The organism is Mesorhizobium sp. B1-1-1, from assembly GCF_006442955.1.
Classification (GTDB): domain Bacteria; phylum Pseudomonadota; class Alphaproteobacteria; order Rhizobiales; family Rhizobiaceae; genus Mesorhizobium.
This window is the reverse complement of the sequence record NZ_VFWW01000011.1, coordinates 202,139-223,489: the sequence shown is the minus strand read 5'-3', so window position 1 is coordinate 223,489 and position 21,351 is coordinate 202,139. Positions and strand designations below refer to the sequence as shown.

Below are 21,351 nucleotides of genomic sequence, written 5' to 3'. Positions count from 1 at the left end.
GGAAACGGCGGCAAATCGGAGGGGTATTAGATCCCAATTCCCCGCCCCCTACCGATGCCATGGCTGAATGCGAGTTCCGCGCCGAGGCGCCGGCCGGAATCGCTGTAGATGCCAAGCTCGCGTTTGCGGTTCGCCAGGAGGGATTCAAGTTGAGGATCGCGTTCGATGCTCTTGGCCATATCGGACATTGCCGAACGCGTTGACTTGTAACCGGACATGTCGCCGGCCTGATATTGCTCCCGTCCCATACGGTCGAGCTTTTGCCAGCGTTCGACGAACCGGTCGGCGCGGCGGCCGGGATCGAAGTCCATACCGGTACGGATTTCCGTCTCAAGCTGGAGAGCAAGCACGACGCGGCTGACGCGGCCGGCCCCCGCCTCGCGGACAAGTTCGGGATTTTTCACATAGGCCGCCTCGGCATCGCGCCAGCCATACGGCCGCACCTTCTCGAAAGCGCTCCGGGCATCCCTCAATTCGCGCATCTGCTCGGGACTGGCCTGCCCGTCAGCATTTCCAGTACTGAGGATCGCGTCGATAGCGCGCCCGTGACGCACAAGCGCTTTCGTACGAGCACTGCGCAACGCCGTTTCCGCGTCCATCGGCACATTCGCGTCGCGCTGCGCTCCCCCAGCAAAAGCTTCTCTTCCAGGCGTGGCGCCAACATCTCCGATCCGCGCCCCAACACTCTCCCTTACCGGCCCAGGTCCGCGTTCCTGCATGGGCTCGCCGTCTGCGGGCGAGCGCAACCCGTCCAGCAATCCGCCGATCCTGTCGCGCAGCTTCTCCGGAATGATCCGGCGCACGATCTCGACCACGCGCTCGCGGAACGTGATGCCGCGCCGCTCGGCATAGGTTTGCGCCGGGTCGACCTGCCCGTAATCCGACACCATGTCCTTGGCGCGGTCCCGTGACAGCGTTCGGTCCAGCCGCTCCCGCGTACTGAAGTCGTCGCCGCCGTAATGCAGGTCCATCCCATCTCGATGCCGAGACAGAGCGACGTAGCTGCCATGTGCATCCATTCCCGGCGTTGCCAGGACATGGGTGCGGTCAACGGTCATCCCTTGAGCCTTGTGAATGGTCGCGGCATACCCGTGGTCGATGTGCGAATAGTCTTTCAGGTTGAACCCCACCGACCTGTCGTCATCGGTGCGCACGACCATGCTCTGGATGCTGACTTCCTCCACAATGCCGAGCGTGCCGTTCTTGACACCAAGCCCGCGCTCGTTGCGCAGGAACATGACCCGGTCGCCGCTGGCGAAGGCCCTTGCACCTCGTTCCACATCCACCTGAACCTCGTCGCCGAGATCGCCGGCAGCGCGCATGCGCTGGCGGGCTGCATGGTTCAGGGCGTACACCTCATCGTTGGTGTGGGTGAGGATGATCCGGCTTGCCTCTGGATGCGCCTGCCTGTCGCGATCCCAGCGATCAACCAGATTGCTGCGCGCTTCATCGCGAGTTGCGGCCTGATGCACCATGCCTTGCGCGTCATAGGCGCTGATCGCGGCGCCGATCCTGCCGGTTGCCAGATCGCGCGTCGCATCGCGCTGCCAGTCCTCGCGCTGCCGACGCACCTGGCCGACCTCGACACCGCCGTGGCGTTCGTGGATCGAGCGGAATGCAGCGCCGGCTTCGATTGCCTGCAGCTGCTGCGGGTCGCCGACGAGGACGACTTTTGCGCCAGCGTCCGCCGCATGGGAGAGCACGCGCTCCAACTGGCGCGTGCCGACCATGCCGGCCTCATCGATCACCAGGACATCGCGCGTGGTGAGAAGATCCCTGCCCTGTCCCCAGCCATGCTCCATGCTGGCGATGGTGCGTGACGAGATGCCCGAACCGCTTTCGAGATTCTCGGCGGCAATGCCGGAGAGTGCCGCGCCTCGAACCTCGTAGCCCGCCGCTGCCCATGCCTGGCGCGCAACGCCCAGCATGGCGCTCTTGCCCGTTCCGGCAAAACCGACAACGACACCAAGACCGCGACCATCGGTGATATGCGCAAGCGCATCGCTCTGCTCGCCCGAAAGGATAAGCCCGCGTTGCGCAGCCTGCGCCAGCGCTGCCTCACGATATTCGTCACTCACCGCGTGTCGCTCGTCCAAATCGATACGCTCTGCAGCACGGTGAAGGCGCTGTTCGGTCTCGATCATCTGCCAGGAGGTGAACCGGTCATCGCCGCGTCCGTCCTTGCCGAGTTCGACCAGATCGGGTGCATTGCTGATGGCGGCCACGACCGCGTTGAACTGCTCCATTCCGTCGCTGTGCCGATGAGAGAACTTCGCAATATCCTTACGGGTGAAGGTCGATTGCTGATGGGTTATGGCGTCGAGCGCTACGGATGGATCGGCAATGATGCGCGCACCATTGTTGCGCGCGATCTCGCGATGCAGTTCGGCGCGATCCGCTTCAGAGTCCCCAGCGTCGAGGCCACTGCCCTCAATGCGTTGCGCCGGCGCACCAATCTGCGTTTGCGGCTCCAGCGCAATGCCCTGCGCTTCCAGACTGCGATGATCGATGCGGGCGTCGATGTCGAGTTCGGCCAGACGCTCATTGGCCAGCTCCGCCCATCGCTCGCGCCAGCGCTCAACCAGCTCCGTGCGGTTCCAGTCTCGAACCTTGGCACCAAAACCATTCTCGTCCACGGAGCGCATGGTGAGCATGACATGAGCGTGGGGCTTGGGACTGCCATCCTCTGCCCTGTCCCAGTGCACATTGAGATCGGCGACCATGCCCTTGCTGACAAACTCGGCTTGCACAAAGTCGCGCCCCAACTCGATGCCTTGCGCCTGGCTGAGTTCGCGCGGCAGCGCGAACTCGACCTCACGGGCGAGCTGGGCATCCTTGCGGACCTCGAACGCCTCGACATCGTTCCACAGCCTCGAGCGGTCGCTCCAGACCTCCGGCGCATCCTCCGGCAGCATCACTTCGGAATGAACGACACCGCGCTTGGCCGAGAAGTCATGCGTGCGTTCGATCCGCTCGTCACGCAATCGCGAAGCTGAACGGTAGGCGGCTGAAGCGACAGCGCTCGAGCCTGCCTTGCGGCCAATGACCTTGACGTGAAGATGATAGATCGCCATCGCGCCCAGATCATTTGCACGGCAAAGCGTACGTCGGCACGACGTATAAGCGCGCCCTCCCTCGAAAAAATCTCGGGATGGACCAGCCCGTCCCGGGCTGTCTCGGCAACCCGGAAGCCTTCCGGCGGACGCTCGCCTATCATCGTCGCATCGACAATTGATGGATACTGCCATGCGTAAACCACGTGACTTCGACGCCGAACTGAAGGCACTGGAAGACAAGGCGCGCGAGCTCAAAACCCGCAAGGTGCAGCAGCTTGGCGAACTCGTAATCGCCACCGGCGCCGATCAACTCAGCACCGACGAACTGGCTGGTGCACTGGTCGCAATCGCTGAAACGAAAGACACCTCAAAGCGTGAGGCATGGGCCAAGCGTGGAGTAATGTTTTTCGACAGCCGGTCCCGGCGAGCTGCTCCGACGCCTGAACGCAACCGGCGTAGCGCTCCAGCACAACCGGGCAGCGCACAATCGCCGGCAAGCGACACAGGCTCGCAATGACATGCGCACCTGGCAGGTCGAGCGACGCCAGCGTACCCGACATCTGATCGAACTCGGCGGTCTCGTCGTCAAGGCAGGCATCGTCGAGCTCACCAATGACGATCGCGCTACCATCTACGGCGCTCTGCTTTGGATCGCCGCGAAACTCAAGAGCCACGAGGGCGAGCATCCGCGGAACCTATGGACCGTGAAGGGGAAGCAGGCATTCGATGCGGAACGCCGTGAAGACCAAAAGAGCCAGCGAACATAGCGGTGCAAGGAGAGCTGCAGGCTGTGCAAAGCCTTGACAGCGGTCTCCACTCGCGCTGCGCCAGCAGGCGAGGACAATGGTGGCATTCCCATCCGTCATCGGCATAATCTTCTTCCCCAGCGCGTATAGCTAACGCTTGGCAGGCTCTGCACCAACAAAATGAAATGCGGATATCGTCAGGAATGGATCACCCAGATGCGCAGAAATCCTATGGCACCGACCGGGCGCGCCTAGTCTATGGCAAACGCTCGGACGGGTCCTTAGCCCATATCAGCGAGGTCGCGCGCGGGCTTGCCTGTGGCTGTGTTTGTCCCGCTTGCGATGCGAGCCTCGTCGCCCGCCTGAAGGACGATCACCAAGTGCCGCATTTCGCCCATCATGGGGGCGAGGCTTGCGGCGGCGGTCCTGAGACGGTCCTTCATCTGTTGGCAAAGGAAGTATTCTGCAGCAACCCGAAAATGCTGCTGCCGGAACGCATTGCGCTCGATCACAAAAAGCGCGTGGTAATGAAGCCTCCGACGGAGGTCGAAACAGAATTCCATCACATGGAATATACCGGCCCCAAGGGGATTATTCCTGATCTCTATGTGCGCGCGCTTGGCTACGACCTGTTTGTCGAGGTGGCCGTCACGCATTTCAGCGACGGCGCAAAAATCCAACGGCTCCGTCAGCACCAAATACCGGCCGTTGAAATCGATCTGTCTAAGCTGCCGCGTGATGCGCTTCGGGACACGGTCGCGGAGGAGGTGTTGCATTCTGCAAGGCGACGCTGGCTATACCATCCCGGCATCGACGCCGCGCAGGCGCAATATGAGGTCGACGAAGCAGCTCGACAAGAAAGGCAGAACCGGCGCTGGGCTGAGGCCGCAGAGCGCCACAGGCGCCGAGTTGAAGGTATCGCGGCGAAATACAACCAGGCGGCAAATAAGCAGGGAAATTTGGCAGCCCGCATTCCTCGGCAGCAGGAGCTGCAGGCGGTAGGCCTTGCAGCGCATGTCGGCATCAAGGTTGCGGGCTTTGCGTGCTTCGGCCAGCCGCCGTCGGTATGGCAGGCCATTATTCTGGCCGAAGTTTTCCACGACAAACGGCTCGGTCAGGGTCCGCGCAAAGCTGTTCCCGTTGCCAACTACCTGGACAAATGCGGCCTGGTCGAGCGGACGTTCCAGCGCCTCTCCAATGAAGTGGCGGCAGATGTAGCGGCGCTCGAGCCGGGGTTCGCTCCTGCCTGGAAAGCAGTCGACGCTTACCTTGATTATCTGCAGGGAAAGGGAGTTCTGGTGAACTGGGGATATGGCGCCGAACTCAGCAGCCCGTTTGCCGAGAGGTGGGAGGCCCGCACGCTCGCGGAGACGCAACGAACGGCCGTGATGCAAGCGGTGGTGCGCGACATAGAATGGATGCTCGGCGAACTGCCTGAAGGGGAGCGGGCAGGCATGACAGGCGAAGCCTGGCTGCAGTCGATCCACCGAGAATCTGGACTGACCTATAAAGACGCGCTCCGCTCAGACATCGAAGCCGCCGCGATCGCCGGGCAAGTCAGCGCCATAGCAGCCATGCTGAAAGGTCACGGCCCCCTTCCACAGGCGACGCTTGGTCTGCCGGTCGTGCCCGCTCTCGCGCGTCGCCAAACGCAGATGGCAAAACAAGCAGAAGCGCTTCGGGAAAAGCAACTGCAGGAAGCGATGCGCAACCGTCATGCGCGCCGTGACCGGCTATGCATCGATGCGGAGAAGGAAATGAGCGGCGCCGAGCTCGAGGCTTTCCTGCACACCAAGCGTGATCGCATTGAGGGCATGACCCTGGTCGAGCTCGCAGAAGACAGCGAAGCGGGGTTGAATCGCGCAAGGGAGGCCCTGAAGGCCTATGTATGGCAACGTCAAGTGGACGCTGCGGCCGCGGCCGAGAAAGCCAAGTATCAGTCCCGTATTGCCGAACTGGCCGAACGGGACCTTTCCGAAGCGAACGCGGCCGCCTTCTTGAAAGCGCGCGATGACGAGCTCGGTCGGACGAGCCCGCTGCAGTATGTCAAAGACGAGCAAACCTTTCAAAAGGCATGTGCGTCGCTTGCACAATGGCAGCGCCAGTTCGGCCGCTGGTGATGGCGCACACTGTCGCCGGGACGAGCGGCTGCTAGAATACCCCATTGAGACTCAAGTGTCAGTCGAACGGCCGGAATAGACGCAAAGCGGGCGCCAAAGCCGGCGCTTGGACTAGCTAAGGAGCAAACACCGAACAGTACGTTATGTCAGCAACGCATCAAGTAAAGTCCAATCTCATCCGAGCTCATGGATCGCTACGCCCGGCACAATCGTCTTGGCGATCTCGCACAGGTGCTGATGATGCGTGAGGTAGACTACCTGACCGGCATTCGCCATCTCTCCAAACAACCGGAAAACCTCCTCTGATCGGACATGGTCGAAGGTTTCCATGATATCATCGGCGATGAATGGCACCGAGGGTCGAAGCTGGGCGAACTCGTAGTATCCCGCAAGCCTGAGCGCCAGGTACAGCTGAAAACGCGCGCCCTTCGACAACGCGTCCGCGACCTTGGACTGCCCGTCGCGCTGTAATGCGATGAGCACTTCTCCACCCTTCACCGGTTGAGTTGTCAGATCCGAGTACTGACCACGCGTCATCAGCGCAAATGCGTCGGATGCACGCGTCATCATCCCGGAGCGATGACGCTCGCGATATACGCGCAGAGCATTTGCAGCCGACATTATTCCCAGTTTCAGCTCGATAAAGCGGACGGCCTTTTCCTCGAGTTCCAGAAGGACGGTGCGCCGTTCGGCATCTATGCGGGCAACAGCGCTGTCGCCGCCAATGGCGTCAAGCTTGTCGGTTGAGCGCGTCTGCCGGATGAGCTGTTGTTGCAACGCCTCGTCAAGGTCGCGAAGCCGTTGCTCGGCTTCTGCCTTCTCGATTGCGAGACTGTCGAGATCGACAGCATCCAAAATCAAACACGCCTGCTCGAACCCTTCCACCGCGAGTTCGGACGACACCTGCTCCGCAAGTTCGGCCACGACTGTGCGCAGGCGATCCCTGTCGCGCAGCAGTTCGTCACGTTGCACGACTTCGGATAGCGTGGCCACTCCAAAGACGCTCAGGACCTCGTGCTTGCGGCGGTCGTGTGCCGAAATCTCAGCATCGAGGATCTCACGCCCATCCTGCAGGCGCTGCAGGTCATTGACGAGGCTTGCCTTGGCCTCGCGTGTGCGCTCTGCTCGCTCGAGGCGCTCGGCAAGCCGGAACGCCAGTTGTTCCGGTTCGTCGGCCGCCTCGTCCGCTTCGGCTGCAACGGCGAAAACCTCAACCAGGAAATTGTCTCTGTCGGCTTCCATCTTGTCGATACGCAGCTGCATGGCGTCCCGGTCTTGCAGACTCTTGGACAGTTCAGCCAATTGATCGAGGACGCTCCCGACGCTGGGAGCCGAGATGCCGCTCTCGAGCCAAGTGCCCTTGAGCGCTTCGGCAACGCCGGCTAGCCATTCATCCTCACGCCGCTCCGCGACGTCGACAGCTCGGCGCCTGCCGGACAGATCCTCTTGCCTTGTGCCAACGGTCCTGAGCGCCTCGGTGCGTTCAGCGTCTACCTTGAATTGTCTGTCAAGGAACAGCTCCGCCACAGCCATGACCGTCTCCAGGCCGTCACCAGGATTCGAACCGACACCGACGCTTGCCAGTGCGGCGTTCAGCTCCAGGCGTATCCGGCCCTCCTCATCAACTGTCCGCTCGGTCTTCTTGCGCGAAAGCTCGATCTCCTCCCAAGCCGAGAGCGCATCGATGCGGGCAGCAATCCGATCCTCGATCAGTTCGATCAGCTGTTCGGGGGATGTTTGCGGGATTTCTCCAAGCAGGTCTCTTGCGGCTGTGCGTATTTCCAAGAGCACAGCCTCCCGATCTGAGCCGTTGCGTGCAAGTTGGTCGCGAGCATGCTCGATGGTGGCTGCGGTTTCTGCGAGGTTGCGGTTTGTGCTGCGGATCTCAACGAGCTCCCGGGCGTTGGCCAGACGGCCTGCCCCGACACTGTCGTCTCGAGCCAGTGCTGCCGCAAAATCGTCCGCCGTCTCGCCAGTCAGGTCATCGCGATGTCTCGCCCAGGCCTCGTCGCGGGCACGCCGAATGACGTCGGCCGCGTCATCGTCGGTGACATCGACCGAGGCACGAAGGGCTTCCAGCCGCGCCGAAAGCGAATCGTGATTGCCCTGGTGCTCGGCAAGACGTTCGGAAAGGACGCCCCTGCTCTTCGCGATCTCTGCTACAAGCGCCTTCCATGCGCTAAGCTGCGCAGCATTCGGAATGGCTACCCTGGCCAGGGCCCGAGCATCTCCCGACCAGGGGTGCAAGCGCGCGATCGCGGCCTCCCATCGAATTGCACCTGCATCCGCGGCCTCGCGTGCCGCCTTGGTCTCCCTCATGTGCCCGCTGGCCTTTGCAGTAGACAAAGCCGAAACCAGCCTTGCCCTGACAGGCTCCGGCACGGCCCGTTCTTCGCCGACCCGCTCGCGTGCCGCCTGAAGCGCATCAGCAGCTGACGCGGCCTCTTCGCGCGCAACGCGCACGCTGGTAACGATCCCGGATCGCTGCTCGACCATGGTGCGAACGGAGCCAATGGTTGCAGCAGGCAAAAGCAGTTTGGCAGGGTCCGGCTCGGAAGACCTCCCCAGGGCGGCGAGGCAGGTCGCTACCGCATTGTCGAGGATCTGCAACTCTGTCCTGCGACTTGGCAGGTCGAGGCCGGCGGAGACGTGGCGCACCTTGCGGTCGGCAAGGCCACGCACCCGTTCGGAGATCGCCAGGATCGTCGCGTCCACATCGACCGAGGCGATTTTCGTCGTCACCCGTTCGAACTCTTCCACACTCGCCGATAGCCGCGTTCGCAGACTGGCGTCGGTCTCGATCATGTCGGCGACGCTGCCCGTCCAGGTCCGTGACGGTGAAGCGATCTCAGGCAACTCCGCCAGTTGGGCTTGCTTGCGCCGGATATCGGCAAGGATCGGGATCGCGCGAAGATACTTCGCGATGGTATCGAGCCGAGCCGACAGCACCGACCGTTCGGCGATGCTGCGGTCGTATTTTTCCGTCGCGTCGAGGCGCTCGGCTTCAAGGCTCTCATAAGTTGACGCCAAAGTGTCGACCGCGTCCTTACCGGCCTTCAGTTCCGCAAGCCGCTTCTTGAGCAGCGCAAGTTCGGTTCCGTGTGCCTGCTTGCGATAGAGCCTGTCCGCCTCGGCCTCGAGCACGCTCAATGTATCGCTTGCGTGCCCGAGCCCGGCGCTGGCAGTGAACAGCAGCTTGCCCAGGTCGCCGCGCGATTCCAGGATTGATTTTCCACCTGCTTCCAGCGTCTCGTCGTCCAACGAGAACATGGTCTCGTATGCGTCACGAGACAGCCCGGCGAGATGTGCTGATATCGCCATTTCGCTGACCGGTTGGCCAGTCTCGTTCAGCAGTGAGTTAGTGCGCTGTTTCGTGCGTGTGAACGTGTGCTCCGCGCCGCCGAGTTCGAGCACCCCGCCGATGCGCATCGCGCTGTACTCGTGCAGGAAGTTGTAGCGGCTGCGTTCCTCGATGCCGAACAGCAGGTCGAGATAGCCGGCAAGCGCGGTCGACTTGCCGGCTTCGTTCAGGCCGAAGACGACATGCAGGTCGGGACCCGATTTCGGTTTTGGCCCGAAGTCGATCGTCCTGTCGGTGAACTTGCCATAACGGATGAGATCAAGTCGCCGGAGCCTCATTGTGATCCACCGGCCTTGAGGCGGGCGGTGACCAGGTCGGCGCCGTCGGCAAGCACCCTGTCGAGGAACAACTCCAGCTCAGCCTCGTCCTTGCCGGCGAAATCGCGCCCGTCGGGCGGAAGATCCGCGATCATCTTCTGAACTAACGCCCTCGCCTCGGCACGGAACGCTTCCGAGCCGGCATCGGCGCGCATGGATTGAGCGAGTTCGAAGATCGGATCAGCGACGTCCTCGGATGCTTCGGCCGTGGATGGAGAGACGTTAAGTTCGAGCTTCTCCACCCAGGTTTCACCAACCTGTTCCGCGACCTGCTCAGCTTCTGCGAGCAGCAGGTCGCGGTCACGGATCAGCGTCCAGGACAAAGGTGAAGCCCCGGTCAGGCCGAGACGGACGACAGCATGGCGGGACCTGACGGATGCGCCCAAACCTTCGAGCGCGGAGCGGACTCGCCCGACGACTTCGGACCATTCTACCGTTTCGGTCACGTCTATGCTCACCCGTTCAAACTGCGCGATACTGGTCGGCCTTTCCTCGACTTCGACGGTGCGGTCGTCGCGTACCGTCACCAGGGTGACGGATTTCTCTCCGGCCTCGTTGATGTCCCTGCCCTGCGGAATTCCCGGCATCACCACGGTGCATGCCCCAGGATGGACTTGTCGGACATGGATGTGCCCGAGGGCCCAGTAGTCGAAGCCATGGCTGTGCAGGTCAGCGACGCTGCAGGGGGCATAGACGTCGTGGCCGGGCGATCCGGCCAAGCTCGTATGCATGATGCCGACATTAACCGCGCCCTCACGTGGGGCTGAATATTTGGGAAGCAGACTGTCCGGCGCCTTGGGGCTCGCGAAGCTCAAGCCATGGAACATGACGTCGAGCCCGCCGGCTGTCTGCAACACCGACTGGGGACGGCCGCCGAAGATTGTGACCGTGTCCGGGAACACGAGCTGTTTCGATATCCGTGACATTGCGTCATGATTGCCACGGATCTTGAAAACGTTGATGCCGGCCTGGTGGAGCCGCGTCATCTGCAACGCCAGGAACCGCGCCGTTTTCATCGATGTCTGGTCGCCATCATAGAGATCGCCGGCAATGACCAGGGCATCGACACGTTCCGCAAGGCAGAGGTCAACTATGGAGATGAATGCCTGGCGGCTGGCGTCTCCGACGAGTTCGGCAAGGTCGGGGTTTCGCATCGCTAGCGAACGCAGCGGCGAGTCGAGATGAATATCGGCGGTGTGTACGAATCGAAATGCCATTGAGCGGTCTCCGCCCACGAACATACCGATGTTCTATCGCGGCGCGTTAGATGAATTTGACGATAGGCGGTGTTGGCTTTCTATCGCGTTGGACGGTGTGATTGTTGAAACTCAACCGAGCTCGGCAAGGGAGAAACGTGAGGCTTGGGTTCACGGCGTCACAAAAATCACATTCGGCATGTACTGGGCGTTCAAGTGTTGGATACAGGAAATAGTATCGCCTGTTTCGTTGGATATTGACTTTTTACCCGATTACTTGTCGGAATGACGGCTGATTGGGGGAGATAAATTGACAGTTCAGGACGCGCAGGCGGCACCGCCTTCTCAGGCGACGGTTTGGGATGAGCTGGAGATTTGGGCGAAGGATTTCTCGCCCTGGCAAAAGCTGACACTTGCTTGGGCCGTGCGATATGGTGTTCTTGCTGCAGAGCAGATCGAGCAGGTCTATAGTGTGTTCCTGCATGGATTTGGGTTGGCGGACGAACCAAGTCCCAAGCTAGAGATTCCAGCAACAATAACCGGCAAGGCGATCGGGCTCGCCTCCCAAAAACCCCGGCTCTTGCGCATTCATGATGTCAGCGGCGTAAATGCGCTGACCCCATCCGCCGAGCTGGTCTTTTCGCCACAACTGACGCTTATTTATGGTGGAAACGGAGCTGGAAAAAGCGGCTTCGCGCGCATCCTGACGAATGTGTGTTTCAGCCGAACTCGGCATGCGATCATTCCCGACATTTATGACGATACCGCTCCAAAAAAAGCCTCGGCCATCATTGTGGTGGTCGATCACGCTGGCAACGAAATCCCTCTCGTCTTCGATGGAACGACGGAGCATGCCGAGCTGAAGAGGTCTTTTGCAGTATTCGATAGTTCCGTCGCGGGAAAGCATTTGAAGGATTCGGGGCCTCTCGGCTTCAAGCCGGCTGGTTTTGACGTCTTTCCCGAGATGGCGAGGGTGTATGGTCTGTTGGCTCAAAAACTGGCCGCCGCCATCGTTGGGCGACCACAGCAAAACCGCTTTGTGAACGCGTTCATCGGAAACGTAACTGCCGCTTCGGGCGCTGTTGCTGAACTGGGGCCAAAGACCGACCTGGCGGCTCTGCGGAAGCTAGCGGAGTACGGTAAGGACGAAGAAGCCCGAGTGAGGAAATCCAGCGTTTGACGCTGGAATTGCAATCCACCTCACCCGAAGAGAGCATTCGACGGCTCTCGGAAGCGCGTACGCCGGTCGAGGTTCTGCGTGACACCTTGAAGCAGCTACGCGCGGGCCTTTCGCAGACTGTGCGGGATGGGGCGAAAAGCCTACTTGCGGAATTCAACGACACCGCCAGGAAGGTAGCGGCAACCGGTACGGCGTCGTTTAAGTCGGAAAAGCTGAAGGGCGCCGGTGGGCCGGAATGGGAAAAACTCATTGCAGCCGCTCACAAGTCGGCTGCCCTTGAACACGATCATTATCCAAATGACGGCGACAGTTGTTTGCTTTGCCAGCAGCCGTTAAGCGAGCAGGCCGTTGAACTTTTTGGCCGATATTGGGAATTCCTCGCCAGTACGGACCGGACCGCGCTGGTGGCCTTGGACAACCAGCTCAAGGCCAAGATCAAAGGTTTCGAAAGCCTAACGCTCAATGTTTTCGGCGAGGACACGGTAGCACGAACATATCTCAAGACCGCCCATCCCTCGCTCAATGATCAGGTTGTTCAGCTACTCGCCGCCCTCAAGCTTGACCGGGATGCCATCGTTGTAGCCTTGCAAAAGGCGGGAGAGACGTTTCCAGGCGACGGCACCATGGATTTGACGCCGGCTTTTGAGGCTGTGATTACAAAGATCGACGCGGACATTGCGGATTTGAAGCTTCTCAGCGTGGCGGATGCCATCGCCAAGCTCGACGCAGAGAGGGTGGAGCTTCGTCATCGCGAAGTTCTAAGCAAGAACCTTCATGACATCGAGAAATACGTAGCGGATCTCAAGTGGTGTGAGGTCGCTGACTCTAAGGCCAAGCCTGCTTTGAGCCCCCGCCACCTTACCGAGAAGGAAAGTGAACTGTTTTCAAGGGTCATTGCCGAAACCTACAGGTCACGGCTCGCACAGGAATGCTCCGGACTCGAATGTGCCATTCCGGTCGAGTTTCGCACCAAAGGCCAGAAGGGGCAGACGATCCGCTCGCTTGCCATCAAAGAATTCGCCTTGGATCAAATCCTGAGTGAGGGTGAGCAAAGGGCCGTTGCCTTGGCGGATTTTTTGACCGAGGCCGCTCTCAATGAGCTCAATGCCGGGCTAATTTTTGATGATCCGGTAAATTCCCAGGACCATCAGCGCAAGGAACGCATCGCTGGCCGGCTGGTCGAGGAGGCAAAAAGCAGGCAGGTCATCATATTCACACATGATCTCTTGTTCTTCACTAAGATCTGCGGCGCAGCGGAGAAAGCCCAGATCGAACCAACGATGCATTGGGTTCAAAGAGGCGCGAACGACAAACCTGGATTCGTCAGCCTTAACGACGCGCCAATTTCCACGCCCCAGTATCTCAAAACCAAGCTGGCGGAAGAAACGTTGGCCCAAGCGCAACAGCTCCTCGGCTCGGCTCGGGTAGATTTGGTGCGCAAGGGCGCCGGGCAGCTACGGCGCACAATCGAGGAGGTGGTGCCGCACCTGTTGCTCAAGCAAGTTGTGAAACGTTGGGACGACCGCATCATGGTGACAGCACTTCGTCGCGTGATGTGGGATCAGATTCTGATTGAGGAAATCATCGATGTATTCGAGATGTGTTCAGCCATAATGGAAGGTCATAGCCATACGGAGGCAGGCACTGAAGCACCTCCGACGATCGAAAAGCTGGGGCAGCTTGTCGAGCGCGCCAAGGCAATCATCACTAAGGCAAAATCGGATAAGCCTAAAAACTAGACATTTCGATGCAATATGCCCTCAGCAATCTAGGTCGCCTTCGCAAAAAACGTACAAGCGGCCAACGACCGGTTCCGACCCGAAGCCTAACCGATGCCGCCGGTTATACGACTGCATGCGTCGTATGATTTCCAAGTGCGTTGGTAGCGATCAGGGGCAAGTCCTCGGCGCTGATTCTCTCCACCATTGTGACCAACGTCATCAGATGATCGCTCAGGAACGTGTCGAACTTTGCCAGTGCCGGTTGCGCCAGTCGGGCAGCAAGTTCTTTCCCGTCTGGCGCCGGCGAACGAGCGATGTCCTGGAGAATTTCGACGGCTTTCTCGGCCTCGCATTCCTGAAGCTCTATGGCATGGCCGAAATGCGATGCTTTGAACTCGCGCGCGAGCATCGCCAGGGTTAGCGTCTGCAGCTTCCTGGTTCCGACCCAGGGGAAAATCAGGACCCCCTCTCCATGCGCTATGATTGAACGGCTATCCAGCTGCAGATCCAGGAAAGAACTGCGCGCCTCATCCAGCAAGCGGTTGGCCGCAGGATCGAGATAGGGGTAGGCCTCATCAGATGCGAGAACCGCGCGCATCGTTCCCACCACGTGATCGTGGATGGCCGCCCCCTTGCCATTGAAATGTGGGGGCTTTCCAGCCCGTGTCGGCTTGACCATGATAACCCGAGCGCGATCATCAATCTCGATGACTTGCCAGCGGCGCCCGGCAAAGATGATCGTTTCGCCGCGTGCAACGGGAGAATTCAGTGGATGGGTGCCGAGCGTGAGGGCATCGTGAATAATCCGATATTCTCGTTCCGTGGCGAAAACAGCATAGAATTCGTACGATTCCGTGATTTTTTCCCCGGTCTCTCCGATCATGAGCAAGCCGTCCGGGGACTGCTCTATCAAGCGGTTTTCAGGCGTGGCCATGCACCGAAGCAATTCGGCAAACAACGTCCTGTCCACGGCTCGGAATGGACCGCGCTCGCACAACAGTTTCCAGGCGGCCGTCGGGCTTACGCCCCCGGTCTGCACGATCAGTGCCATCACTTGATGGAGGAGCGTTGAAAGATGCAGCCCAACTGGCAATGGCGGTTCACACCATCCCGCCCGCAGGCACTCGACCATCGCAATCGACTGAACCAGATCCAGACGAAGCCGGTCGATTGGGTGTCGTCCCTTGCCAATGGGAGGTTCGATAACGAACATGCGCAGTGTTGCGGGCTTTCCGGCCCTGCGGCCGGATCGGCCAAGGCGCTGGCGAAGTGACGCCACCGAAAAACCCGGCCCGATCTGCGCGATCGTCTCCACCTCGCCAATGTCGATTCCGAGTTCCAGGGTGGTGGTCGCGACCGCCGTGGTCGGGCGCGGATCGTCTCGAAGCCGCGCTTCGACCTCCTCGCGCATCGCCCTTGCGAGATTGCCATGATGCGGGAAGAATTCATTTGGAAAGCTTACTTCGTCGCACATCGAACGCAGCATGTCGGCATAGACTTCGACATTGGCGCGAGATCCGGCAAACAGCAGATTGCTCTGGCCGCGCAGTAGGCGAAACAAGTCGGCCGCAAGCGCTGCCGGCACCGTCGACTGTTCGAAAGGCTCAGCTGCCTTATTTGGTGGATAGCTATCGTCAGTGGCGCTCGTGAGATCGTCTGGGGCAGTGCCGTCCAGCAGATAACCCCGGATTTGCAAACGGACCCCGTTTCCCTCGTCCTTGCCTTCCACGATCGTGACGTTGGCACCCTTGCCAGGCCGCAGCGCCTCGGCAGCCAGGTTCATGTCGCCGAGCGTTGCCGACAGCCCAATTCGATCGATGCGGTCGCGCGCGGTCGCGACCTCGATCCTGTTCAGGATCGATTGCAGCTGCATGCCTCGCTCGGTGCCGATGAAGGCATGCAACTCGTCGATGACCACCGCATTGAGGCGCGAAAACATCTGCGCAACCTCCCCGCCCCTACGGACGAGCAACGCCTCCAGCGATTCTGGAGTAATCAGCACGATACCCGAAGGTCGTTTTCGTGCACGGGTTTTGGCATCCGCCGACACATCGCCATGCCATTTGTGCAGAAGGACGCCGCTGCCTTCGCACAGGCTCTCCAGACGTCGGTGCTGATCGTTGATCAGCGCCTTCAGCGGGCTGACATAGAGGATGGCGAACCCATCGGCGCTTCCTGCTTGCTCGCCATATCGGGTCAACAACGGCAGGAAGGCGGCTTCGGTCTTGCCGGCGGCAGTGCGCGCTGAGACCACGACATCGCCGCCCGCGAGGATGGCCGGGATGGCTTTTTCCTGCACGTCCCGTAGCGACGGCCATTTCCGCTGCCATATCCAGCGCCTGACCGGCTCGGAAAGCGTGTCAAATGCGGAAGGTTGCAAGCTCGTCGTCCGCTCCGCCTTCAGCGTCATCGATTGGCTGGTCGCCTGCATCACCTCGATCTTCCGCGACGTCCACGGCGCCGAGCATGTCTTTCCAATCTGTGCCAGGGTTTTGCTGGAGGATCGCGAGCAGATCGACGAAGGCCTTCACCGTGTTGCGGGGGGTCCGAAAATAAGCCTCGCCGATCCGGTTGGCGCAATGGTCCATGAAGGCGTGAAGTGCCTCGTCCGGAACCAGCCATTTTTCCTCATCGCCCGCCGCGAAGACGTCGCGCAGCCGCTCCAGGAGATGGTAAAGTTCCTCCGGCGTCAGGTTCGGTAGGTTGACCACCGGACCGGAGTAGTCGGTCAGGCCATTGCCGGCAAAGCTGTTCCCGGCAAGGCGGGATTGCAAGGCCTCGTAGGAGTAAAGGCCGCGCCGGGTGTCGAGCAGAAATTCCGGTGTGCCTCCCAGAATGAAACCGATACCTTGCGTCGTGCCCTGCAGCACATCGTTGAAGATGCGGAGGATCTGCTCGTAATTCTGTTTGCGGGCCTGGGCGCTCTGTAGTTTGTAAAGGTTGACGAGTTCGTCGAGACAGACCAACAGGCCGCCGAAGCCAGCGAGCCTTGTGAAACGGGCTAGCAGTCTCAGGCCATCGTAGAAGGACGCGTCATCAATGATGGTACGCACGCCCAGGTCGGCCCGCGCCTCTGTCTTGGTCGAATATTCGCCGCGCAACCAACGCAGCGCGGCGTCCTGCAAATTGCTGTTTCCTTCCTCGTAGCCCCGCGCATAGGCAACGATGACGGTTGCGAAATCATAGCCACCGACCATCTCGCGAAGATCGCCAAGCCCTTCCTTGATGGCGATTTCAATAGTCGTTCCGCTTGAGGAAGCGCGTTCGGTTGCTTTTTGTATGTAGCTTTCCAGAATGTTTCTGAGCGCGCCGCCATCTGGAGCGGTACGAGTCGCAAGACTGGTGGCGAGCTCGGCATAGAGCGTACGCGCCTGGCCGCCGGTGGCGTGGATGCGGCGATCCGGGGAAAGGTCGGCCTGGCAGACGGCAAGCTTGCGCTGAAGTGCGATTTGCCTGATGAGAAACAGGAAGAAGGTCTTGCCTGCACCATAGGCGCCGATGACGAGACGGATGCTCGATCCGCCGTTGCCGATCCGCTCTATGTCCTGAATCAGCGCTTCGATCTCGCGCTGGCGCCCCACCTGAATGTGCTGGAGACCGATGCGCGGCACGACACCGGCACGCAAAGCGCTGATGATGGTGTCTCGATCTCTTGGTTTGATAGTTGGAGGTTTTGTCGTCAAGCTGACATTCCTTCGACAGAGACGGTAAGCGACGGAGACTGGGGAGTAGCCTCGGAAAACAGACTGGCGTTGAGGACGACAGGGTCCTCGCCGTCCAGGACGAGTTCATCGAAGCGGTCGAGCGACCAATCGTTTAATGCCTGCTTCGCCGCGCCCGGCATCAGATCGGCACTGCGCACCAGACGCTGAAAATCCGAAGCCGTCCAGTTCTCCTGCTCGATCAGTTGCAACAGGAGCCACGCATAGCGTTGCTCCAGCCCGTCGAAACGCGCATCCCCATTGGACGTCTCAATTTCCTGGATCGCGGGCTGAAGCTCGATCGGCGGCTCTGTTTCGTCCACGAAGATATCGGCAAGAACGCTGGACGTTTTGCGGGTTTCACGTCGGATCGCTTCGAGACGCGAGATGTCGACGCGCGTGGCACGTGCGGGAGGCGCCGGCGACACCGGAATGCCCGGCGGCTGTATCCCGGCGGGGATAACCAGGGGAAGATCATCATTTCCGTCGCCCGGCCTGTTCTGTGGTGCACCACCGCCATGCAGGCGCGAGTAGAGAGAGGCTTCGTCCAGATCCATCTGCCTGAACAGCTTCTCGAGCTGCGACACTTCTCGTGCGTGAAGGGTTCCGTCTGCCGCAGCGATTGCTACCAATTCATCGGCGAGATCTTCGCGGCGGTCTTCCGGCACGTCTCCTATGCGTCTGGTCCAGTCCATTATGCGGCCAGCATCGGCTGCGCAGACCTTCAGCTCGGCTTTCAGGCGTACACGTTCGTCCCTCGACAGAGCGGTCGCCTCGTCGATCTTGTCGAAGAGCCTGCGTTCCTCCAGAGGGTGGAGGACACCGTCGGCGAAAGCAATCACCATACCGAGCATGATTGAAAGTTGCATGGGACGGTAATGCTCGCCCGGCTCGAGATCAGCTTCAGCTTCGCGCTCCAGGGCAAAGACCATCGTCGGCTCGTCTGGTTTTGCCGACTTCAGGGAAAAGGAAGGATCGGCGGTATGGCCATAGCCAAGGGCGGCCAGAATTCCGGAAAGTTCCTTCTGCTTTGCCCGCGTGGCAATTTTGTCGGGGTCCATCCCGGCCAACTCAGCCAGTTTCTGAATGGAGATCAGGGTGCCCTCAATCGCAAGTTCCTGGAGCCGGCTCAACGGGCGACCAGCGAGCTTCTCGCAAGTCTTCACACGCAAACCCTGGGGCAGCTGAGCCACCGCCGCAAGGCTAGGCCTCAGTCCCTCCGAACGGCCGAGCATGCGGCTGTAGTTGTCGAGCCGATCCGTACAGTCTTCGAAGATGCGGCGTGCACCGCCTATCGGTTCGCCGCGGTTGGTGATGTCCGGGAGGTCACCGCCAAAGGGGCGCATTGCCAAATCGAACGTCCCGCTGCAGGCACGATAGTTGACCTTCAGTTTTCGCACTCCGGCCGCCGGAACGCGCACGCCGTTTGGATATTGCTTCTCCACTGCTTCCGCAAACAGTTCTCGCAGGAGCGTTTGTGCCCGTCGCGCCGGCGTTCGCACCCTCGTTTCGGGATCGGCGAGGACGTAGGCCAACAAAAGGTCCGGCTCGATCGCTTCTCCGCTGCGTACCCGCATGCCCAGCGCGACCTTCAGCATTATTGGGATCTCGTAGCTATTTTCCTCAACCTCCAGATCAAACTTTTCCGGCAAGTGAGCCGATTTTAGCTGGTAAGCCGAAAGCAACTCACCTGCATAACGCTTGAACGAACCATTGCCCCCATACACCTGCAAGAGCCGGCGAACCTCGGCAACGACACCATCGGCGTCGGGTGGGCTTTCCTCCAGCATAAGGCGGCGTTCGAGACCGTAGAAATAGAGGAACACGTATCCGATATAGGCGTCAGGATCGGATCGCGACCCGGCAAGCCAGTCCAGATAGGATTTTCGCGCCGCAGGCGAAATGCTCGAGTAGGACGGCCAGTAGCCCATCGTCTGCCCCAGCGGATCGCCGTGAGTGGCCACGCTCAATCTCGGGTCGATCAGGCAGTTTTCCGGGTCGGTTGAACTGCCCTGCCTCGGAAGGTGTTCGCCTACATAGACCATGCCGCCGGGAATGCCCTGGCTTCTCACTTTTGCTGATATAGTCGCAGGAATCCAATGTGCCGACTGGCGCGCGGCTGGGCTCGCTCGCACTGCGGGAAGCCGGTCGAACCACCGCGGCTGGTCCGAGCCGGCCGTGTTGGGAACAACAATAGCGTCGCGTTGCCGAGTGAAATCCGCACCCTGAGCATGATGCGATGCGTGCGATTCCTCGGTTGTTGTCGACACCGGGATAACCTTGGTGTCTTCAATGCTTTGCCACCCCGTTTTTGCGGGAGTCGACGGCTGCCTGGCTGAAGGATTGGCCGCTGATCTGGACCGTTCGACTGCTCCTCTTTGCTCGATGAAATCGTGGACGGCGGCGTTGTGTACCGCGAGAGAAGTCGCAATATCCGCCGGCAGGACCGGTTTTTGGTTGATCGACTGCTTTCCGGCAGAGCTGTTGGCTGGAGCCATGCGATCGGTTCGGACTTGGACGCGATGCCTGTCGGTTCTGGCCGAGCGGTTGAGAGTGCGCTCCGGTTCGCTGGGCTTGCTTTGCGATGTCGCTGGAACCAATTCCGCGGCCGGGTTTCTTCGGCGTCTCCGCAGGAAGAAGAACATGGCTGCAATCCCTAGCAGGCCCAGATAGATCAAACGCGGCGTGGGGGTGAACCCCTCGGTGACCTTTTTGGGCTCCGGCGCCAGGCGATCGGATTTGGCCGGTGCCACCTCGGTGTTTGCCGGCAAAGGCGGCGCCTGGTGGGTATCGCCGCCAGCTTGCGCGTCTCTCCCGTTACCCGTCTGTGGAGGTGTCTTCGTTGGAACACCAGGCTGCTGCACGGGCGACGGGTGCACATCCGTGGCTATGGGCGTCAACGGGCCACGCGTCACCTGGGCTTGCGGAAAGAGCGCCGCTGACGTCGCTTCGTCCAAAGTACCCGTCTGGGGAAGGTTGCTCGCTTTCTGGAAAGCCTTGAGCGCACTGATAGAGCGACGTCCCCAAATTCCGTCCGCGGTCCCAAGATCGTACCCATGTTCAGCAAGGGCCTGTTGAACCTGCCGAGCGGAGTATCGGGATTCCTGGCCAGTTGCGATGCTTGCAACACTCAGCACTGTCGCCAAGGTGACAGCCATCGCCCAATGAAATGGTAACCTCATCCCGTTTGCCCGCCTCCGGCTCCGAGCATAGCTGGGATGAGTTCGTTTGAGAACTCGCGCAGAAGTATTTCCAGTTCGAGCGGGAGCGGACGTTTATTGGTGTATTTTGACTGCCGTCTTTTACTCGAGTCAAAGCGAACCTTGCCCAAGCAAATCACTTGCGATGACAGCAGCTTGCTCAGCTCCCTCGATGGATGGCCGCTTTTGGGTAATTGCTAGCGAAGCACCGATGACCGAGATCAGGCGCAAGCTGCCTTTCGCGTCATGGAGACGGGCGTCGGCTTCAGGTCAGTTTGTCCTTGCCCACTGGCCTTTGCAAGACAGATACATGTCATCACGTCCAACTCCGTAGAAGGTATCGCGGGGTTTCCGAGTGGGGGAAAGGCGGTAGCGCTCTCCCGCTACCATCACTTTCGATGGGCAAATCAAGCAGTTAATGGATTACTGGGTACAGTGCTGGAACCATTGTTCGGCCGGCCGAGCCTACGGCGATAGCTGATCTCGCGGGACGAGAGCGATGCCACCAGGCGCTGGGTGGGTATGCGATGGCCGACCCTAGAGGAGAGACATCAGCCGCCGAAAACTATGCCTCGATCTGCCGCACCATGAAAAAGCTTGTAGAAGCCTGCTCAAAGAAGAGAAAATTCGACCCAAGGGACGATGAAATTGACTCGGCTCACTCCGTGGTGATTGGGATGCTTGGCTTATGCCGACCCCGATGCTTGGAGTTGGAGCGCGCGGCCTCAGAGACCTGCTAACAGAGTACGCGTA

11 protein-coding genes are annotated in these 21,351 nt (G+C 60.3%); 5 read left to right on the top strand and 6 right to left on the bottom strand.

The window, feature by feature from the left end; all coding sequences use genetic code 11:
* Positions 1-26: 26 nt before the first annotated feature.
* Positions 27-3,074, bottom strand: coding sequence for a Ti-type conjugative transfer relaxase TraA (traA, locus tag FJ986_RS23520; RefSeq protein ID WP_140675909.1), 3,048 nt, complete (start codon positions 3,072-3,074; stop codon positions 27-29).
* Positions 3,075-3,246: 172 nt separating this feature from the next.
* Here traA and FJ986_RS23515 point away from each other — a divergent pair, with 172 nt between their 5' ends.
* The 3 genes from FJ986_RS23515 (at position 3,247) to FJ986_RS23505 (ending at position 5,922) form a co-directional block, all read left to right on the top strand.
* Positions 3,247-3,573: a conjugal transfer protein TraD gene (locus FJ986_RS23515; RefSeq protein WP_140675906.1), complete on the top strand. Its 327-nt coding sequence runs from the start codon at positions 3,247-3,249 to the stop codon at positions 3,571-3,573.
* A 1-nt stretch (position 3,574) separates the two neighbouring features.
* On the top strand, positions 3,575-3,823 hold the full coding sequence (locus FJ986_RS23510) for a conjugal transfer protein TraD (protein ID WP_140675904.1): 249 nt from the start codon (positions 3,575-3,577) through the stop codon (positions 3,821-3,823).
* 182 nt (positions 3,824-4,005) lie between these two features.
* Positions 4,006-5,922, top strand: a complete 1,917-nt coding sequence (locus FJ986_RS23505; protein WP_140675901.1) for a hypothetical protein — start codon at positions 4,006-4,008, stop codon at positions 5,920-5,922.
* Between the two features lie 174 nt (positions 5,923-6,096).
* Here FJ986_RS23505 and FJ986_RS23500 read toward each other — a convergent pair whose 3' ends face one another.
* Together FJ986_RS23500 and FJ986_RS23495 are read right to left on the bottom strand one after the other, a co-directional pair.
* The gene (locus tag FJ986_RS23500) at positions 6,097-9,561 is read right to left on the bottom strand and encodes an AAA family ATPase (RefSeq protein ID WP_140675898.1); all 3,465 of its coding nucleotides are present in this window, start codon (positions 9,559-9,561) and stop codon (positions 6,097-6,099) included.
* Entirely contained in the window at positions 9,558-10,817 is a 1,260-nt protein-coding gene (locus FJ986_RS23495; RefSeq protein WP_140675975.1) for a DNA repair exonuclease, read from the bottom strand. The genes FJ986_RS23500 and FJ986_RS23495 overlap by 4 nt, the downstream gene beginning before the upstream one ends.
* A 289-nt stretch (positions 10,818-11,106) precedes the next feature.
* On the opposite strand from FJ986_RS23495, the gene FJ986_RS23485 reads away from it, so the two are divergent.
* Both FJ986_RS23485 and FJ986_RS23480 read left to right on the top strand, forming a co-directional pair.
* Entirely contained in the window at positions 11,107-11,976 is an 870-nt protein-coding gene (locus tag FJ986_RS23485; protein WP_140675892.1) for an ATP-binding protein, read from the top strand.
* The gene (locus FJ986_RS23480; protein ID WP_181181914.1) at positions 11,973-13,715 is read left to right on the top strand and encodes an AAA family ATPase; all 1,743 of its coding nucleotides are present in this window, start codon (positions 11,973-11,975) and stop codon (positions 13,713-13,715) included. The genes FJ986_RS23485 and FJ986_RS23480 overlap by 4 nt, the downstream gene beginning before the upstream one ends.
* A gap of 103 nt (positions 13,716-13,818) precedes the next feature.
* Here the strand turns inward: FJ986_RS23480 and FJ986_RS23475 are convergent, their stop codons facing one another.
* Genes FJ986_RS23475 through FJ986_RS23465 form a run of 3 tightly spaced genes read right to left on the bottom strand, consistent with a single transcriptional unit; the run spans position 13,819 to position 20,169 of the window.
* Positions 13,819-16,128, bottom strand: a complete 2,310-nt coding sequence (locus FJ986_RS23475) for a DEAD/DEAH box helicase (protein ID WP_246681826.1) — start codon at positions 16,126-16,128, stop codon at positions 13,819-13,821.
* Positions 16,058-17,380: an ATP-binding protein gene (locus FJ986_RS23470; protein WP_140675887.1), complete on the bottom strand. Its 1,323-nt coding sequence runs from the start codon at positions 17,378-17,380 to the stop codon at positions 16,058-16,060. The genes FJ986_RS23475 and FJ986_RS23470 overlap by 71 nt, the downstream gene beginning before the upstream one ends.
* A complete protein-coding gene (locus FJ986_RS23465; protein ID WP_246681822.1) occupies positions 17,377-20,169 on the bottom strand; it encodes a TerB N-terminal domain-containing protein in 2,793 nt (930 codons plus the stop codon). The genes FJ986_RS23470 and FJ986_RS23465 overlap by 4 nt, the downstream gene beginning before the upstream one ends.
* Between the last annotated feature and the right edge of the window lie 1,182 nt (positions 20,170-21,351).

Excerpts from the sequence above, each read along its gene's own strand:
- FJ986_RS23505 (WP_140675901.1), top strand. The coding sequence starts at position 4,006 with ATGGATCACCCAGATGCGCAGAAATCCTATGGCACCGACCGGGCGCGC.
- FJ986_RS23500 (WP_140675898.1), bottom strand. The coding sequence starts at position 9,561 with ATGAGGCTCCGGCGACTTGATCTCATCCGTTATGGCAAGTTCACCGAC.
- traA (WP_140675909.1), bottom strand. The coding sequence starts at position 3,074 with ATGGCGATCTATCATCTTCACGTCAAGGTCATTGGCCGCAAGGCAGGC.
- FJ986_RS23475 (WP_246681826.1), bottom strand. The coding sequence starts at position 16,128 with ATGCAGGCGACCAGCCAATCGATGACGCTGAAGGCGGAGCGGACGACG.
- FJ986_RS23495 (WP_140675975.1), bottom strand. The coding sequence starts at position 10,817 with ATGGCATTTCGATTCGTACACACCGCCGATATTCATCTCGACTCGCCG.
- FJ986_RS23510 (WP_140675904.1), top strand. The coding sequence starts at position 3,575 with ATGCGCACCTGGCAGGTCGAGCGACGCCAGCGTACCCGACATCTGATC.
- FJ986_RS23515 (WP_140675906.1), top strand. The coding sequence starts at position 3,247 with ATGCGTAAACCACGTGACTTCGACGCCGAACTGAAGGCACTGGAAGAC.